Origin of the sequence: Shewanella sp. MEBiC00475 (assembly GCF_005234075.1) — a bacterium.
Taxonomy (GTDB): Bacteria; Pseudomonadota; Gammaproteobacteria; order Enterobacterales; family Shewanellaceae; genus Shewanella; species Shewanella polaris.
Map to the genome: position 1 here is coordinate 2,713,543 of NZ_CP039928.1, position 15,440 is coordinate 2,728,982.

Here is a 15,440-nt window from a genome sequence, read left to right on the forward strand (position 1 = left end):
TGGATAGCCCTTTTTTATATACAGTTATAATGGGTTTTGATTGAATAACAACAAAACGTAATTGAAAATCGAACTAAAGTAGTACGGTGAGAGAAATAGAATAATTCTAATTTATTGATATTGTTTAATTTAATTTTTTAGCATTTAAATTCGACACTTTTAACGCGCAAACGAAGTTTTATATTGGAGGTTCAGAGTCATTAAATTGCTTTACATCAATGAGATAGAGAATGTAGGATGATATAAATCAATAACTTAAACGGTCGGCTTTATTGGGCGAGCCGTTCAATAAGCTGTTGAACTAAGCCGCTGCGCGGAGCCCAAAGACCCGTGATTTGAACCACACTTACCTCAGTGGATTTCCCACTATCAAGGAGGTAAGTCATGTTAGTACACACTCAATTATTCCATGATGAAATTACGCTTAGACGCTACTCTGAGCGAACCCGTAAAGCTTATCTGTATGCCATTACTAAACTGGCAGAACACTATCATCAACCAGTTGATACTGTTACCGATACGCAGTTAAGTGATTATTTCCGCTATTTAAACCTTGAAAGGCAACTATCAAGAGCCTCTATTCAGCTTCAACTGAACGGTATTCACTTTTACTTTGAACACATTTTAAAGCGTCAATTTAGAATTGACGTGTGTTTGCCTCGTCCTAGCCAAAAACTGCCGCAAATGCTCAGTAAGCAAGATATTGGTCAGTTGTTGCAGTACTGCCCTAATCAGAAATATCACGCCATGATAGCGCTGTGCTATGGCTGTGGATTACGCGTCAGTGAGCTGGTCAATATTAAAGTCAGTGATATTGATGGTCAGCGGCAGTTACTCAAAGTGTGTCAGGGCAAAGGTGCTAAAGACCGTTTAGTTATCATCTCTCCCTCACTGCTTAATTTATTGCGCCATTACTGGCTTAAGTATCATCCGCAAACGTGGCTGTTTGGTGTGCATTCCCATGGCAACACCTACCCGTTAGATGTATCAAGCGTGCGTAAAACCCTCAAGAAAGCGGCGTTAGCCGCAGGGATCACCAAACCTTGCAGCCCGCACAGCTTGCGCCATGCCTATGCGACACATCAATTGGCCGCTGGCATGTTACTGAATCAACTCCAACATCAACTGGGTCACAAAAGCATTAAAACCACAGAGCGATATCTGCACTGGTCGCCAGAGCTTGGGCATAAAGGGGGCGATTTACTCGCTGACTTGGGGTGATGAGATGGCGCATTATCACTTGAGTGACATATTGCAAACCCACTATGGTCACTACCAGCAACATCATCGACTGAGTCAGCAACAGCGTTTGGTGTGTCAGCGTATTTTGGCTTGCCGCACAGCCGCACTTGGTCAACAGCAGTGGCAATGTAATCAATGTCACTATCAGCAAAGCGTGTTCTGCTCATGCCGAGACAGACATTGTCCACGCTGCCAAGGTAAACAAACCCAAGCATGGATAGAGAAACAGCAACAACAAGTACTGCATTGTCGCTATTTTCATTTGGTGTTTACCTTGCCCCATGAGCTCAACGCGCTCACTCATACCGATGAGCAAGCAAAGCTTGTGTACAGCGCGTTATTTGAAGCCGTTTGGCAAACCTTAAGCCGATTTGGCATGACCCGTAAACACTTACAAGGTCAGTTAGGGTGCACAGCGGTACTGCATACATGGGGGCAAACCTTAACCCAGCATATCCACTTACACTGTTTAATCCCAGGCGGAGTGGTCACTGAGCAAGGTCAGTGGCGCGGCGTTAAATCAGACTATTTATTTCCTGTTAAGGCGGTCTCAACCGTGTTCAAAGCTAAGATGTTGGCTGCTCTGCGCCAGCGTGAACTGACCATTCCCGAGGCCAATAACCTCATCAATAAGGCGTGGTGCGTATACAGTAAAGCATGTCTTTATAAAGCTGAAACCGTAGTGGCTTATCTCGGGCGTTACACTCGAAAAGGCATGCTGCATGAATCACGGCTTAAGGCGGTCACCAAAGAGCGTGTTGATATCAGCTACACAGACTATGTCAATAACCAACGTAAAATCATGCAACTGACTCCTGAAGAGCTCATTAGGCGTTACTTATTACATGTACTGCCTAAAGGGGTGATGCGGATAAGGCATTTTGGTTTTTTAGCCAACAGCTGTCGGCGTAAAAGGCTCGCCAAAATTAGAGAGCAACTGGGGAGTAAAGCGAAAGATATCCCAGCAGCAATCACTGACACATTAGGCCACTGGTGTTGTCCGCAGTGCCCCAATGGACGGCTAATGTTTATGGGACTGGTGCCACTGCTAACGATGTTAGCGCGTGAAGCAAAGTTGAAGCTGTCAGGTTAGTCAGATTAAGTGGGGGGATGTCAGCAAATAAAGCAGGCTCAGCTAATCTTGGATTAGGTGGGACGATGGCACACGATTTGGTATCGAGAAATCAGTAAATAAGGCAATAATCGAGTAATGGAAAAAGATGAAAGCCAACAAAATCGACCCTAAAAGGTGTAATCAGAACAGACGATTAGCCGAAAGGTTGTACAAAATACCACTACCGTTAAAAAGCAAATTCCTATAGCATAAAACATACCGATTAATTTGGATGTGGCATCGGCCAAGTCCAACAAGCGATTTATGCTTTGCAAACAGCGCAACGCATAAATACTAAAACGTTAGCAGTACAAGGAAAGTTATGAGCAAGCATCTCTGGGATATTACTCTTCAAGATTTATCAGAACATGCTGTTTGGCAATTTCCGATGTGGAAAGATGATAGTTGTGACGAAACAATTGTTATTCCTGCAACTAAAAATGATGCTTTAAATCCTAACTCTCAACTGATCGTTAAGGCTAAATTTATTGATGCTGTTGGTTCTGAGTTTGTAGGTTATATTAATTACGGTTTAACTGAAGTTGAGTATTCCCAGCCTTGTATGTTCGTAAAAGGCGAGGCAATCAACTTTTGGTTCGGTATTTCTAAGCCTAATGAAGCTGATTTAACTAAACTTAATTTTCCAGTTGTAGCCACTTCAGTTCCTATTTATGGTTTAGTGAGTCAATCAGTAATCATTAAAGGGTACGGCTATATAAACAAAGACCCTAGCAGCCGAGTAATGTACTGCTAACAAGCAATTCAACAGGACTAAAAACAGCGGGCTGTTCGCTTCGCTCCATTTTAGCCCACAATTTTTAGCCCGTTAATTGGGCGTTAGTTGCAAGACTATTAAAAGGAAGTTTTATGAATAAAATAACTAGATTCTTAATCCTCGCGGTATTAATTTTTGCCGCACTAAGTTCATACAGTTATGGTAATGCAACTGGAATATTTGTGTTTATAATTTTAGGCGTAATTTTTGAAAGCTTATTTTGGATAGGATTATTTCGTAAAAATAAGAAAAAAATATAATCAATTTACTGTTGCAACTAACAAGTTGCTCAAACGGACAAATAACAGTTTGCTGCGCTTCGCGCATTATAGCAAACCATTATTTGCCCCTTAGCAAAGCGTTAGAACTACTAGGTAACTGCAATGGATCTTGTCAAGCTCAAGGAAGAAAATGAAAAATATTTAGTTTCTTTGCAAATTGAAACAAATCTTAATCTCCCAACAATTGAGGGACTATCTGAGGTCAAACCTAAATCCTCTCGACAAGTCGCCTCAAGAGCATGTGCAATCGGTTACGTCGTTGGCTTAATTTATGATGCAGATAGGGAAGACCTTATTGAACAGTTAGAGCAATATCAATTATGGGGGAAGTCTGTAACCAGTGCAGAAAAGAGATCCCTTAAAGTCGAACAAATTAGCGATAAAGTTAAAAATGAATACTCTTGGTTACCTGAATCAATTCAAGCTTTGGCTTGGTGCCTTGGACTAGTCGAACTAGATCATTTCAATTACTGTGATGAGGATTTAGCTGATAATTTTCCACTTGGCAAAGATCCATCCAACTTTATTAAAAGTGCAGAGTTACGACCGATTGAAGAAATACAAAGAGAGTGCGATTTACTCTATCGACTGCATTGGTACACAAAAAAATGCTATCGAGAAGGTGATGTTAGCAAGCTTGATCTAGGAGTTATCGAAGCAAGGCGTAAAGCTATAGATTGGGTTTACGGTGTAGAAGATAATTGGGATGAGGTACAGTTGGATACGTAGTTCTAACAAGTTTATTAAATATCGTTACGGCCAAAAAGCGGCCTTCACTGGACGCGCAAAAAACGCGCGCCATTTATAAAAAGCGTTAGGCATTAGGAGATGTTCAGTGAATTTTAGTAAGAAAGCAGTTGTAGGTGTGATTCTGGCACTTATAGTTGGTGGTTTAGGGAACGGCATATGGAAGTATGTTTTTGAACCTGTATTTGCATGGAGTATATCTGCGACGCTAAATGTTGCCACTTTGGGGGTGGAAGCATTCAAAGATGATTTATATAACGAAATAGCGAAAGGTTTTCACGAAGCTTCAAGTCTTACTTTGGCGAATGATATCTACTATTGGGTTGGGGTGGCAGTTGCTTTCGCTTTTTTCCTTTTTACCAGAAAAACAAAGGATTTAGTGTCTAATGTTACTTCTATAGATAAAGAGTTAGATGACATTGAAGAAGCAATAGATAGTGAAGACAATAGTTCGAATGAACCTGAAGAGAGTATTCACGAACGTATTTCTAGACTACGTGCGAATAATTCAGTGACAGCAACTAAAGCCAGCATTTTGAATAAAACCGCATATGCTTGTTTTGCTGTTGGTGTTGCTTTTTATGCGTGGATGACTATTAGCTCAGTTAAGGCAACCTATATTAATTCCGCTATAACTCATTATGAGCAGTCACTTTCCATCATAGCGCCTTTGGCTACAGATAAAGAATTAGTAATTATGCGTTCTCGCTTTTCACAAATTAAGTCAAAAGATGACTATGAAAATATTGTTTTTGACATTGCACAAATTGGGAAAAGAGAAAACATTGAACTAAAAGAGTTTACAGTGTGGTAAAAAATGCCTAACAAGAGACGCTTAAACGGAACTAAAAGTGGGTTACGTTTCGCTTCGCTCCACATTTTAACCCACTATTTGAATCCGCTTAGCGTGGCGTTATGCCTCTAGAGAGAATATGTTATGAATCCAGAAAAATGGTGGAAAAACTTTGCATTAGGTACCGAACTAGATGCATCAGGGACTTTCATTTATAACGGAATTAAGTCACTAGATGAGTTGAATTCTTTCCAATAAAAACATGGCCACCCAAGATAGTTGGCGAATATTTAAGCATTGGTCTAGTCTTTAATTATCTTTATTTACTTGTAGGTAATGAATGATGGCCAGACCAAGACAAACTATCGTTAGCTTAGAAGACACTCCTTTTTATCATTGTTGCTCGCGTGTAGTGCGTAAAGCCTTTTTGTGTGGTATCGATAACTAGACAGGGGACAATTTTGAACATCGACGTGAATGGGTTGATTCTCGTATACTTGAACTTGCTACCATCTTTGCTATTGATATTTGTGCTTATGCAGTGATGAGCAATCACTTACATGTCGTCGTTAAAGTCGATGCAGATAAAGCAAAACACTGGTTAGATAAAGATGTGCTGATACAGTGGCATAAAGGTTTTAAAGGTACCTTACTGACACATAAATTTGTAAAAGGTGAAGACCTGAATGAATTTGAGTTAAAGACGGTAAATGACTGTATCAACCAATACCGACAACGCTTAGTCAATATCAGTTGGTTTATGCGCTCCTTGAATGAACCGATTGCCAGACAGGCCAATAAAGAAGATAAGTGCACTGGCCGTTTCTGGGAAGGGCGGTTTAAATCGCAGGCTTTGCTTGATGAAGCCGCCGTTTTAGCTTGTATGGCTTATGTCGATTTAAATCCTATTCGTGCCAGGATGGCTACCACCCCTGAAAACTCAGGCTACACCAGTATTCAACGACGTATAAATTCAGCGATTAAAGGTGAGCAACCAACAGAACTATTACCGTTTGTGGGTAATGAACGACTAAACATGCCTAACGGGCTAATGTTCAGTGTGAAAGATTACATAGTACTAGTCGAAGATACCGGTCGGATTATTCGTGAAGATAAGCGAGGCGCTATTAGCGCAAGTAGCCAAGACATTCTTAATAGATTAAATATTCCTGCTGAAAACTGGTTGAAAATCACCACAGAGTTTGGTGCATTATTCAAAGGTGCGGTAGGGGCTTTGCCTGCCTTAACCGAATACTGTGAACATCTAGAGCGAAAGCGGCGACAAGGCGCTGCAAATTGTCAGCGTTGGCTGTGTGCTTAAGCATTAATTCCTCAAAATCATAATTCAACTTATCCTTGATTGCTATCAAGATTTTCTGATGTGCTTAATTCCGCGAATGTCGGATAAATCACTCATTTAGCGTTAATGTTTTAGCCATATCGATTGAAATTGATCTGTTGAGTAAGTCAAGCAGAGCTCTCGCCAAAGAAATGAAAACGAGCTATGTTACTTGTTCAAAAAATGGGTGGCATAGTTAACAGTCGTCCATATCCCAAGTGTTAACCATGCCGCCCACCGATAAATTTCTGCCACCCACAATCCATTAGTGCGTTATTTAAAGGCGCTGTTGGTGCATTACCCGCATTAACTGAATATTGTGAGCATTTAGACCGAAAACGACGACAAGGTGCTGCAAATTGCCAGCGCTGGCTGTGCGCTTAAGTCTTAACTTCCTCCCCCAAATTACAATTCACCTTGAACTTGATTAACATCAAGTTTTTCAGCTGTGCTGAATTCTGCTGATGACGAATAAACCACTCATATAACGCTAATGATTTAGACATATTGATTGAAGTTGATGAGTTGAGTGCATTGAGCTGAACTCTCGCCAAAGCAATGAAAACAAGATATATTACTTATGCAAATTATGGGTGGCATGGTTTTGTTGGTTATAGTTTTAGCAAACAATGCTAAAAGCCACGTCTACACATTGAGTGTTAGGCGGGTGCTATCTACTTCACATATATAAAAGGAATTTTCTGTGTATTCTAATATTAAAATAAATTTCACTAACTATTTTCTCATTAGGTTCATCATTTGCATTGCCTTCGTAACATTGTACGGTTGTGGCGGCACTTCTGAAGTGGAAGACGAAAGTATAGCTCCTCCCATTGTTTCTGTGCCTATTGATGATACATTCGACCTTACTGGTTCATGGTTATCAAATTGTGGCGAAAGGAAAAATTTGGCATATTATACAAATGAATTAGTCATAAATAGTGTCAATTTAGAAATAATTCAACATAAATATGATACCTCTGATTGTGCAGGAACCCCTGTAGAATCTATTTCACAAACAATTAATCCCTACAGCTATCCCGAATCGAATCGTGATACAAATGATAAATTTATTGTTGTCGAAGTTTTTCAAGAGCCTCTATGGGAAATGACTGTAAACGTAGAAATTTATAATAACCTTTTGTATTTATCAAATAACTTATCAATTACCTATGAAGGCTATGCTTTCGAGTCAAATCATACAAGTGAAATTAACTATGTTAATTATTTAACAAAGAAAGAATAATTTTTTGTACAAGAAGCCATTAAAGCAGGACAATAAATATTGATCGTTCACTACTTATTTTAATCGCTTATAAAAGTGGTAAAAGTAAATTTAAAGGTGAGTTAGTGGGGGCAGGGTAAAGGCGTTAAACCATGCCACCCACCGTTAAATTTCTGGAGCGAGCTGTATTTTGAGTACTTTTCTAGGCATTTGTTTACTGATGCTGCCATTGATCTTTTTTGGCATTTATTCAAATCATGAATTCGATTTATCGCTTTCGGATAACTTAAAAAAATGGAAATGGGGTAAGTATTTTGCCGTAATTCTTGTACAAATATACATAGTCTATTTGCTGATGTATGGGCACAGTTACGTTGTAATGGGTGTCGATGAAACAAGCACGTATTTAGAAGATTGGGTGCTGTATTATCTTGTGCCAGGTTTATGCTTAGCGGCAGTAATATACTCCAAACCGGTAGGTTACTTTTTTGGTGATAATAGCTCAGAGTTTGGCTCATAGATTAAAGAAGATGTTGCTTTTATGCTTGGCCTTCTGTGGTTGTTATTTTTTACTTGGCAAATATTCTTAGAAAGCTTGTAAACGACACGAGTTAATCATGGCATCCGTTGTTAAATTTTTACCTAGCCTTTTAAAGCCAGCTAGTAAAGTGAAGCTAGACTGTTCACCCTTTACTATGATGAAGTGCGACGCAGGCCATAAATGCAAAGAATAAACACCTGGATTCCGGCTCAACCGCATTGCCGGAACGACGGTGAAAAAGTAGGGTTAATCTACTTGCATCCAATCGACTTGAACGCCTGCTTGCTCAAACATATCTTGGCTGACTTTAATCTTATCTCCCCAGCGCGACAGGAAATCTTCGTTGGGTTGCGGGCTGTGCACAGTGCGCAATCCAGTTTGGATAATCTTGGCGGCGCAGTTTGGGCAAGGAAAGTGGGTCACCCAAATCTCACAGCTACTGAGATCTCGTTTGGCATGCAATATGGCGTTTTCTTCTGCATGGAGCGTTTTTAGCAGTTTCATTTCACGGTTATCGGTTTCAGCACTATCTGATATTCCGTGAGGATAACCATTAAAGCCTAAAGAGACGATGCGGTTGTTTTCGGTGATTACCGCGCCAACTCGGGTGGAGGGATCTTTACTCCAAGATGCTACGAGCTCGGCCATTTGTAAAAAGCGTTTCGCCCATTTTGTCATCATCTTATTGCCGTTCCTATGCTTTATGTATCACGTTAACTATTATTTCAATTAGGCGCTATTCTCTATGGAGAACAATGATAAATCAACCTTCAATATTCTAATCTTAAACTCACTTACCCTTTGTTATATAAGTAGGGTCGTAGTGCGCCTGTATAGCAGAATTTGACTGCCCATTTTTTAGGTTGCGTTTACTTATTCCAATGAGATAGCCCAGGTTATTCGTTATTACCTACTCTTCATTACTAAGAATAAAGTTGCTAATCGCTTTTGAAATTAGGTCTTTTTTCATTGAAGTGCGGGTAACGGGTTGGTTAAACCAGAAACTCATTGGTTGATCAAAACCGATACCGTGCATGTAGTTGTAGATTGCTTTACGCAAGCCTTCGCCAAGCATTTCATGATCTGTACCGGTTGGATCGGTGAAGTCGACATCGTTTTCAGCAAATAAAATCTCAGGGCGTTCCGCAAGGGTGATACCAAATTGCTCTGGGTTTATGCCAATCGGGCTGTGAATGGTGGCGACAAAACGATGCCAGTAGGCTGACTGGAAACAACCTTGCTCCATCATTTGTCGCACCATTTCTAGTGAGTCTATGGTTTCTTGCTCTGTTTGTGTTGGGAAGCCATACATCAAATAGGCGTGAACCATAATACCGGCATCACTAAAGGCTTTGGTAACATGGGCGACTCGCTCAACACTCACGCCTTTTTTCATCAGTTTTAATAGACGATCCGACGCGACTTCAAGGCCGCCGCTAACCGCGATACAACCTGAGTCTGCCAGTAATTGGCAGCGCGCCGGGCTAAATGTCCGCTCAAAACGAATGTTGCCCCACCAGCTGATCACTACGCCGCGTTCAATGAGGCGTTTTGCAAACGCAAATAAGGTTTTTGGCGGTAAGGCTTCATCGACAAAATGGAAGCCAGTTTGTCCGGTTTCTTCAACCAGCTCTACAATGCGGTCAACCAAGGCATCAGCGCCAGCGGTATCGTAGCGGTCGATATAGTCCAAACTGACGTCGCAGAAGCTGCATTTACGCCAGTAACAGCCATGGGCTATGGTCAGTTTGTTCCAGCGTCCGTCACTCCAAATGCGGTGCATCGGGTTAAGCATTTCACATAAAGACAGATAATCGCTCAGTGGCAGGCCATCGTAAATGGGTGCGCCAACTTCACTTTGTGGAATATCGTGTAGCTCGGTATTTTGATTGAGGTGAACATAAGGTTGGCCATTTTCATCTTCTGCCAAAAAGTAAGTACGTACTAGCTCATCGACTTCACGTTTGCCTTCAAAATATTCCAGCAGAGTGATAAGCGGGCGTTCGCCGTCGTCCAGGCAGATAAAATCAATAAACTCAAATACACGAGGATCTTTTAGTGCACGTAGCTCGGTATTAACAAACCCGCCGCCGATGACGATAGGAATGTCTGGGTTAATGGCTTTACAGGTTTGCGCAATACGTAACGCGCCCAACATATTACCGGGAAACGGCACGGTTAATGCGACGACGCTAGGTTGCGTGTCTTCCAGATACATTTCGACCAACTGCTCCAAAATTTCAGAGCTAAAACTTGGTTCACCCATTAAGGTGTCGTAAAGGTTGTCAAAGCTTGGGTTGGCCGCGGCCAATTTCTCGCCATAACGGCTGACTTCAAAGTAGGGATCAACACCTTGAGTTATGACGTTCGACAGATCGTTAATAAACAGGGTGGCCAGATATTTGGCTTTATCTTGTACGCCTAAATTACCAAAGGCCGCTTGCAATACGTCACCAGACACAGCCTCCATCTCAGCAATAGCATCAAACGCTGGGCCTTCGGGTAAAAAGCGGCGGGTGTTAATCCGCATTGCAAGGCTGGGGTCTTTGCCCTGTAAAAAGCGAATGGCAGGTTCTACGGTGAGATGATAACGCTCAAATTCAGCCAGAAAATTAAAGATAACATCAGGCAGTTCATCGTCTTCAAAATGTTCGAAGTTTTCTTCTACGTGCTGACGAATAATGTCCAGCGCAGGTGCTGTCATCATCTCAAGGAAAAGCTCAATCGCAGGATCTCGTTGAACCGCCTCATAGCCTCGTGAGCGTAAAAAACCGGTTAAATACGCTGTTGCTGGATACGGTGTATTCAGCTGGGTCATCGGTGGAGTCATTAGAAGAACGGTCATAGCCTGCCTTGATCGTAAAAGCGGATAAAAATGAGGTCGTATTCTAACAGTAAAAACGCTGCAAAGCCCTTTAATTCCGGCTTTCATCAGGCTTACTGCTTGGCATCATGTCTTTCGGTGTGTGATGACTATTGCAGGGAGAATGTATTTTTTGAGCAATATAAGAGGCTAATTGCTTAACAATGAGCAATGTTTTTCTCATGTCAGTATGGGGTTTAGCTCGAGTAGTTATTGCCCTTAGAATAGGGCGATAGCTACTCGTATGATATTGCCGTTAATTGGCCAAAATAGACTTTAGATAGCCAGAGCCAAGTTGGCGCATTTGCTTTTCACCCCAAGCCACTCTTTGGCGCAGGTATGGGGTTAAATTGTTAGGGTTTCGGTTGCGTGGACTCGGCAATAATGCCGCTAACCGCGCAGCTTCGTTGTTGGATAAATAACGGGCCGATTTATTAAAATAATGTTGGCTAGCCGCCTCTACACCATAAATACCTTTACCAAATTCAGCGACGTTTAAATACACCTCTAAGATACGTTTTTTACCCCAAATAGCTTCGAGGCTCACGGCCAACACGGCTTCTAATCCTTTGCGAACAAAGCTTCTCCCCGGCCAAAGTAACAGGTTTTTCGCGGTTTGTTGGGTGATGGTACTGGCGCCACGAAGGCCCTCGCCATCGTCGTATTGGTTAAGAGCTTTACTGATGGAGTTAACATCGACCCCGAAGTGTTCGGGAAACAACTGATCTTCTGCGGCAACCACGGCTAATGGCATGTGTGCTGGCAGTTCATCAATGCTTATCCAGTGCTGACTCACCGGATAATCACTTTGCAGCATAAATGACGTCGTTGGTGGTGGCACAAATCTCAGCAGCAGTATCAATAGCGCCAGTAATAGCAAAAAACGCCACATGACAAACCATGCCCAACCGAAAAATCCTCGTTTACGATTTGTCATTCACTGCCTCGTGTTTAGTTTGCTTTTGGGGTTTTGTTGGCAAGAGTATAGGATATTGGGCGTTAAGGCCAAAGGCTAATCAATGGATGAACAAAGTCTCAGTTGATATAGCCTTTTTTGTGGATTCTTTATGAAGAATTAGTGTTCAGACAACACGGCCTGAATATCTGCCATGCTGGTTTGCCATTGATGATAGTCAAGCGTGATGGGGTACGCACGATTATCAACCACTAATACTAATGATGGAAATCCTTGGATTGGCAGTTGACGGGTAAAGGCTATTTCTTGTTGTAACTGTTGATCAATATCTTCACTGAGTAGTTGCTGTTTAAACATTGCTGCATTCATATCCAAGGATTCAGCTAATGTACACAATACCTCAATATCAGATGGGTTTTGTGCCTGTAGGTAATAGGCCTGTTGAATGGCACTGATCATTGCACGTTCTTGACCAAATTGGCGAGCAATAATACTGGCTCGGCAAGCTGGGTAAGTCGAACGTTTTGGCTGACAACGTTGCCAAAAGTCATGGTTAAATTCAGTTCCCAGTTGTTGTGTAATATTTTTCCAGGTTTGTTGTAACATTTGCTGCATCGGTTCTGGCATAGGTTCAGTAGAATCAGGAGCTAAACCACCGACCAAATACTGTAGGCTCAATTGCTGGCCAAACTGTTGTTGTAGCTGAACTTGTAAGGCATTCCAAGTGGGGCGATATCCCCAGCACCAACTGCACATTGGATCATGAACATAATACAGTGTCGGATTAAGCATAGTTGTTTGAGTTGATTCAATTGTCATATAAATTCGCTATTTCATTCATATTCAGTCCGTAGACTATGCCATATAAACAACAAGTTATCATTCTTGACTAACATCAAATCATTAGCATAATAATATGGAGCAATAACATGACAGGGAATACTAGGGCTTTACTGAGTGTGGCGTCGGTAATAACGTGCCTAATATGTTTATCAGCCTGTAATAGTAACGATAGCGATAATACAACGTCGGTAGATATTGATAAAAGTATTAGTGCTCAAGTTGGGCCTAGACCATTGTTTTTAATTGATCAAATGCAAGATAGTGAGTTAAAAAATCAATTAGCTCAATGTGCTTCAAATTCATTCTATCGTACTGACTTTTCAATTGGCCATCGTGGTGCGTCAATGCAATTTCCTGAACATACCAAAGAAGCTTATCAAGCTGCTATCGATTCGGGCGCAGGTATTGTGGAATGTGACGTGACGTTTACCGCAGATAAAGAGTTAGTTTGCCGTCACTCGCAGTGTGATTTAGCGACTACCACTAATATTTTAGCTATTCCTGAACTTGCCAATAAATGTTCAGTGCCTTTTTCACCAGCGGATGCCGCCAATGGCGTTAGCGCGACAGCAACCTGTTGTACGAGTGATATCAGCTTAGCTGAATTTAAAACCTTAAAAGGTAAAATGGATGGCTTTAATCCCAATGCCACCACAGTAGAAGAGTTTATGGATGGCACGCCAAATTGGCGCACCGATTTGTATGCAGGTAATGGCACCTTAATGACTCATGCTGAGAGTATTGCCTTGTTTAAAGCTGCTGGAGTAAAGATGACCCCAGAGCTTAAGTCGGCCAGTGTCAGCATGCCATATGATGGATTGACCCAACAAGATTACGCGCAAAAAATGTTAGATGAATATGCTTTGGCTGGTGTGGATGCATCGCAGGTATTTCCGCAATCGTTTAATTTAGACGACGTAAAATATTGGATCGCCAATGCTCCAGAATTTGCAGAGCAGGCGGTATACCTTGATGATCGTTATGATCTGAGTGGTTTTGATCCGCAAAATAGTACAACTTGGTCACCAAGCATGGATACTTTAGCCGCTGATGGAGTAAAGATTATCGCGCCACCGTTATGGATGCTGGTGACCTTAGATGCTAACAAGGCCATCGTGCCTTCTGAATATGCTAAAGCGGCCAGTGCTGCAGGGTTAAAAATTATTGCGTGGTCATTAGAGCGTTCGGGTCCACTTAGCGAAGGCGGTGGCGGTTGGTATTATCAAAGTATTGCAGATGCCATAGACAATGAGGGTGATACTTTTGAACTGCTAGATGTACTGGCAAAAGATGTTGGGGTAATGGGTGTGTTTTCTGACTGGCCAGCTACAGTGACTTATTACGCTAACTGCATGGATATGTAACGGCCAACAGTATTCTTGTCTATTATCTGACAAGGAACCAGTCAAATACTTAAAGAAGGTGCCGACATTGTTGGCACCTTTTTTATGCTAATCACTATACTCAAGAATGAGGCGTATTTATTGTTCACTCAATCGAGTTATAAATTAAGTTTATGAGGGTGTTGGTGATGATAAAAGCTAAGGATGCTTTTGAGGGAATTAGCGAAGTTACTGAAATAGTTTGGAAAAAGATATTTTAACGCTGTTATTAGCCTTTAGTCTATATAGATTGCCTAGGATGTCAGTGGTAGTGTAACAACACAATAAAATTCATAATCATATAAAAAATAAGGATATTGTAAATGAAATTAACCAAACGATTTTGCATGATCGGCGCAGCAGCTGTGTTATCTATCAGTACCGCAGTGATGGCAGCACCGACCTTTATTAATATTCTCACTGGTGGCACTAGTGGCGTTTACTATCCTATTGGTGTCGCTTTATCTCAACTTTACAGCAATGGCATTGAGGGCTCTAAAACCTCTGTGCAAGCAACCAAAGCATCTGTCGAAAACCTTAACTTATTACAAGCTGGTCGCGGTGAGTTAGCGCTTGCGTTAGGTGATTCTGTATCGGCTGCATGGAAAGGTGACACAGAGGCTGGTTTTAAAAAGCCGTTAGACAAATTACGTGTTATTGCGGCAACTTATTCTAACTATATCCAAATTGTCGCCAATAAAGATGCTGGTATTAACAGCCTTGCAGATTTAAAAGGCAAACGTATTTCTGTCGGGGCGCCTAAGTCAGGTACTGAACTCAACGCACGTGCCATTTTTGCAGCCGCAGGGTTGAGTTACGACGATATGGGTAACGTGGAATTTCTACCTTATGCCGAATCTGTTGAGCTGATTAAAAATCGCCAACTGGATGCAACTTTACAATCATCTGGTTTAGGTATGGCAGCCATTCGTGATTTAGCCGCAACAATGGATATCAACTTTGTGGCTATCCCTGCAGATGTTGTGGCTAAAATTAATAATCCTGCTTATCAAGTTGGGGTGATTACGGCTAATACTTACGAAGGCCAAACAGAAGATATCAGTACGGTAGCAATTCAGAATTTGCTTGTAAGTCACAGTGGTGTATCGGACGAGATTGCGTATCAAATGACTAAGTTGATGTTTGAGAACCTAGACCGTTTAGGTACTGCACACTCGGCTGCGAAGGCTATCAGTTTAGCCACGGCGGCCAAAGATCTGCCTATTCCATTACACCCTGGTGCAGAACGTTATTATAAAGAAGTGAATGCGCTATAGAATATGAGTCCTTTGATTGGCGCTTGTTTGGTAACCCAGCAAGCGCTTTTTGTATTGGTTGTATTTTTTATTCTTTAACTTAGGATAATAAATAGCGTTGCT

The 15,440-nt window shown here is 41.5% G+C and carries 15 protein-coding genes and 1 pseudogene; 12 read left to right on the forward strand and 4 right to left on the reverse strand.

What is annotated here, in order from left to right; genetic code table 11:
- Window positions 1–384: 384 nt before the first annotated feature.
- The 10 genes and pseudogenes from FCN25_RS11995 to FCN25_RS12035 all read left to right on the forward strand — a co-directional run bounded on the left by FCN25_RS11995 (window position 385) and on the right by FCN25_RS12035 (window position 8,036).
- Window positions 385–1,221 carry a site-specific integrase gene (locus FCN25_RS11995; protein ID WP_137223013.1) on the forward strand — a complete coding sequence of 279 codons (837 nt, stop codon included), beginning with the start codon at window positions 385–387 and terminating at the stop codon, window positions 1,219–1,221.
- A 4-nt stretch (window positions 1,222–1,225) separates the two neighbouring features.
- Entirely contained in the window at window positions 1,226–2,335 is a 1,110-nt protein-coding gene (locus FCN25_RS12000; protein WP_137223011.1) for an IS91 family transposase, read from the forward strand.
- Between the two features lie 343 nt (window positions 2,336–2,678).
- The gene (locus tag FCN25_RS12005) at window positions 2,679–3,110 is read left to right on the forward strand and encodes a hypothetical protein (RefSeq protein WP_137225059.1); all 432 of its coding nucleotides are present in this window, start codon (window positions 2,679–2,681) and stop codon (window positions 3,108–3,110) included.
- A gap of 113 nt (window positions 3,111–3,223) precedes the next feature.
- Window positions 3,224–3,391, forward strand: a complete 168-nt coding sequence (locus FCN25_RS20925; protein ID WP_175405863.1) for a hypothetical protein — start codon at window positions 3,224–3,226, stop codon at window positions 3,389–3,391.
- Window positions 3,392–3,514: 123 nt separating this feature from the next.
- Entirely contained in the window at window positions 3,515–4,141 is a 627-nt protein-coding gene (locus tag FCN25_RS12010) for a DUF4272 domain-containing protein (RefSeq protein WP_137225061.1), read from the forward strand.
- A gap of 106 nt (window positions 4,142–4,247) precedes the next feature.
- Complete coding sequence (locus tag FCN25_RS12015) at window positions 4,248–4,973, forward strand: hypothetical protein (RefSeq protein WP_137225064.1); 726 nt, start codon at window positions 4,248–4,250, stop codon at window positions 4,971–4,973.
- A gap of 523 nt (window positions 4,974–5,496) precedes the next feature.
- Window positions 5,497–6,273 (forward strand): transposase, encoded by a 777-nt coding sequence (locus FCN25_RS12020; RefSeq protein WP_254693635.1) that lies wholly within the window; start codon window positions 5,497–5,499, stop codon window positions 6,271–6,273.
- A gap of 285 nt (window positions 6,274–6,558) precedes the next feature.
- A pseudogene (locus FCN25_RS21165) lies at window positions 6,559–6,675 on the forward strand (transposase); the annotation flags it as partial.
- A 319-nt stretch (window positions 6,676–6,994) separates the two neighbouring features.
- Window positions 6,995–7,537 carry a hypothetical protein gene (locus FCN25_RS12030; protein ID WP_137225065.1) on the forward strand — a complete coding sequence of 181 codons (543 nt, stop codon included), beginning with the start codon at window positions 6,995–6,997 and terminating at the stop codon, window positions 7,535–7,537.
- Between the two features lie 169 nt (window positions 7,538–7,706).
- Window positions 7,707–8,036 (forward strand): hypothetical protein, encoded by a 330-nt coding sequence (locus FCN25_RS12035; RefSeq protein WP_137225067.1) that lies wholly within the window; start codon window positions 7,707–7,709, stop codon window positions 8,034–8,036.
- Between the two features lie 267 nt (window positions 8,037–8,303).
- On the opposite strand, the gene FCN25_RS12040 is transcribed toward FCN25_RS12035, so the two are convergent.
- The 4 genes from FCN25_RS12040 to FCN25_RS12055 all read right to left on the reverse strand — a co-directional run bounded on the left by FCN25_RS12040 (window position 8,304) and on the right by FCN25_RS12055 (window position 12,655).
- On the reverse strand, window positions 8,304–8,738 hold the full coding sequence (locus tag FCN25_RS12040; protein ID WP_137225069.1) for a dCMP deaminase family protein: 435 nt from the start codon (window positions 8,736–8,738) through the stop codon (window positions 8,304–8,306).
- Between the two features lie 229 nt (window positions 8,739–8,967).
- The gene (locus FCN25_RS12045) at window positions 8,968–10,902 is read right to left on the reverse strand and encodes a radical SAM protein (protein ID WP_137225071.1); all 1,935 of its coding nucleotides are present in this window, start codon (window positions 10,900–10,902) and stop codon (window positions 8,968–8,970) included.
- Between the two features lie 274 nt (window positions 10,903–11,176).
- Entirely contained in the window at window positions 11,177–11,857 is a 681-nt protein-coding gene (mtgA, locus tag FCN25_RS12050) for a monofunctional biosynthetic peptidoglycan transglycosylase (RefSeq protein ID WP_137225073.1), read from the reverse strand.
- Window positions 11,858–11,995: 138 nt separating this feature from the next.
- On the reverse strand, window positions 11,996–12,655 hold the full coding sequence (locus FCN25_RS12055) for a DsbA family protein (protein ID WP_254693636.1): 660 nt from the start codon (window positions 12,653–12,655) through the stop codon (window positions 11,996–11,998).
- A 110-nt stretch (window positions 12,656–12,765) separates the two neighbouring features.
- Between FCN25_RS12055 and FCN25_RS12060 the strand changes: the two genes are divergently transcribed.
- Together FCN25_RS12060 and FCN25_RS12065 are read left to right on the forward strand one after the other, a co-directional pair.
- Entirely contained in the window at window positions 12,766–14,043 is a 1,278-nt protein-coding gene (locus FCN25_RS12060) for a glycerophosphodiester phosphodiesterase family protein (protein WP_137225075.1), read from the forward strand.
- Window positions 14,044–14,384: 341 nt separating this feature from the next.
- A complete protein-coding gene (locus FCN25_RS12065; protein WP_137225077.1) occupies window positions 14,385–15,338 on the forward strand; it encodes a TAXI family TRAP transporter solute-binding subunit in 954 nt (317 codons plus the stop codon).
- Window positions 15,339–15,440: the final 102 nt, after the last annotated feature.

Excerpts from the sequence above, each read along its gene's own strand:
- FCN25_RS11995 (WP_137223013.1), top strand. The coding sequence starts at position 385 with ATGTTAGTACACACTCAATTATTCCATGATGAAATTACGCTTAGACGC.
- FCN25_RS12000 (WP_137223011.1), top strand. The coding sequence starts at position 1,226 with ATGGCGCATTATCACTTGAGTGACATATTGCAAACCCACTATGGTCAC.
- FCN25_RS12005 (WP_137225059.1), top strand. The coding sequence starts at position 2,679 with ATGAGCAAGCATCTCTGGGATATTACTCTTCAAGATTTATCAGAACAT.
- FCN25_RS20925 (WP_175405863.1), top strand. The coding sequence starts at position 3,224 with ATGAATAAAATAACTAGATTCTTAATCCTCGCGGTATTAATTTTTGCC.
- FCN25_RS12010 (WP_137225061.1), top strand. The coding sequence starts at position 3,515 with ATGGATCTTGTCAAGCTCAAGGAAGAAAATGAAAAATATTTAGTTTCT.
- FCN25_RS12020 (WP_254693635.1), top strand. The coding sequence starts at position 5,497 with ATGAGCAATCACTTACATGTCGTCGTTAAAGTCGATGCAGATAAAGCA.
- FCN25_RS12040 (WP_137225069.1), bottom strand. The coding sequence starts at position 8,738 with ATGATGACAAAATGGGCGAAACGCTTTTTACAAATGGCCGAGCTCGTA.
- FCN25_RS12045 (WP_137225071.1), bottom strand. The coding sequence starts at position 10,902 with ATGACCGTTCTTCTAATGACTCCACCGATGACCCAGCTGAATACACCG.
- mtgA (WP_137225073.1), bottom strand. The coding sequence starts at position 11,857 with ATGACAAATCGTAAACGAGGATTTTTCGGTTGGGCATGGTTTGTCATG.
- FCN25_RS12055 (WP_254693636.1), bottom strand. The coding sequence starts at position 12,655 with ATGACAATTGAATCAACTCAAACAACTATGCTTAATCCGACACTGTAT.
- FCN25_RS12060 (WP_137225075.1), top strand. The coding sequence starts at position 12,766 with ATGACAGGGAATACTAGGGCTTTACTGAGTGTGGCGTCGGTAATAACG.
- FCN25_RS12065 (WP_137225077.1), top strand. The coding sequence starts at position 14,385 with ATGAAATTAACCAAACGATTTTGCATGATCGGCGCAGCAGCTGTGTTA.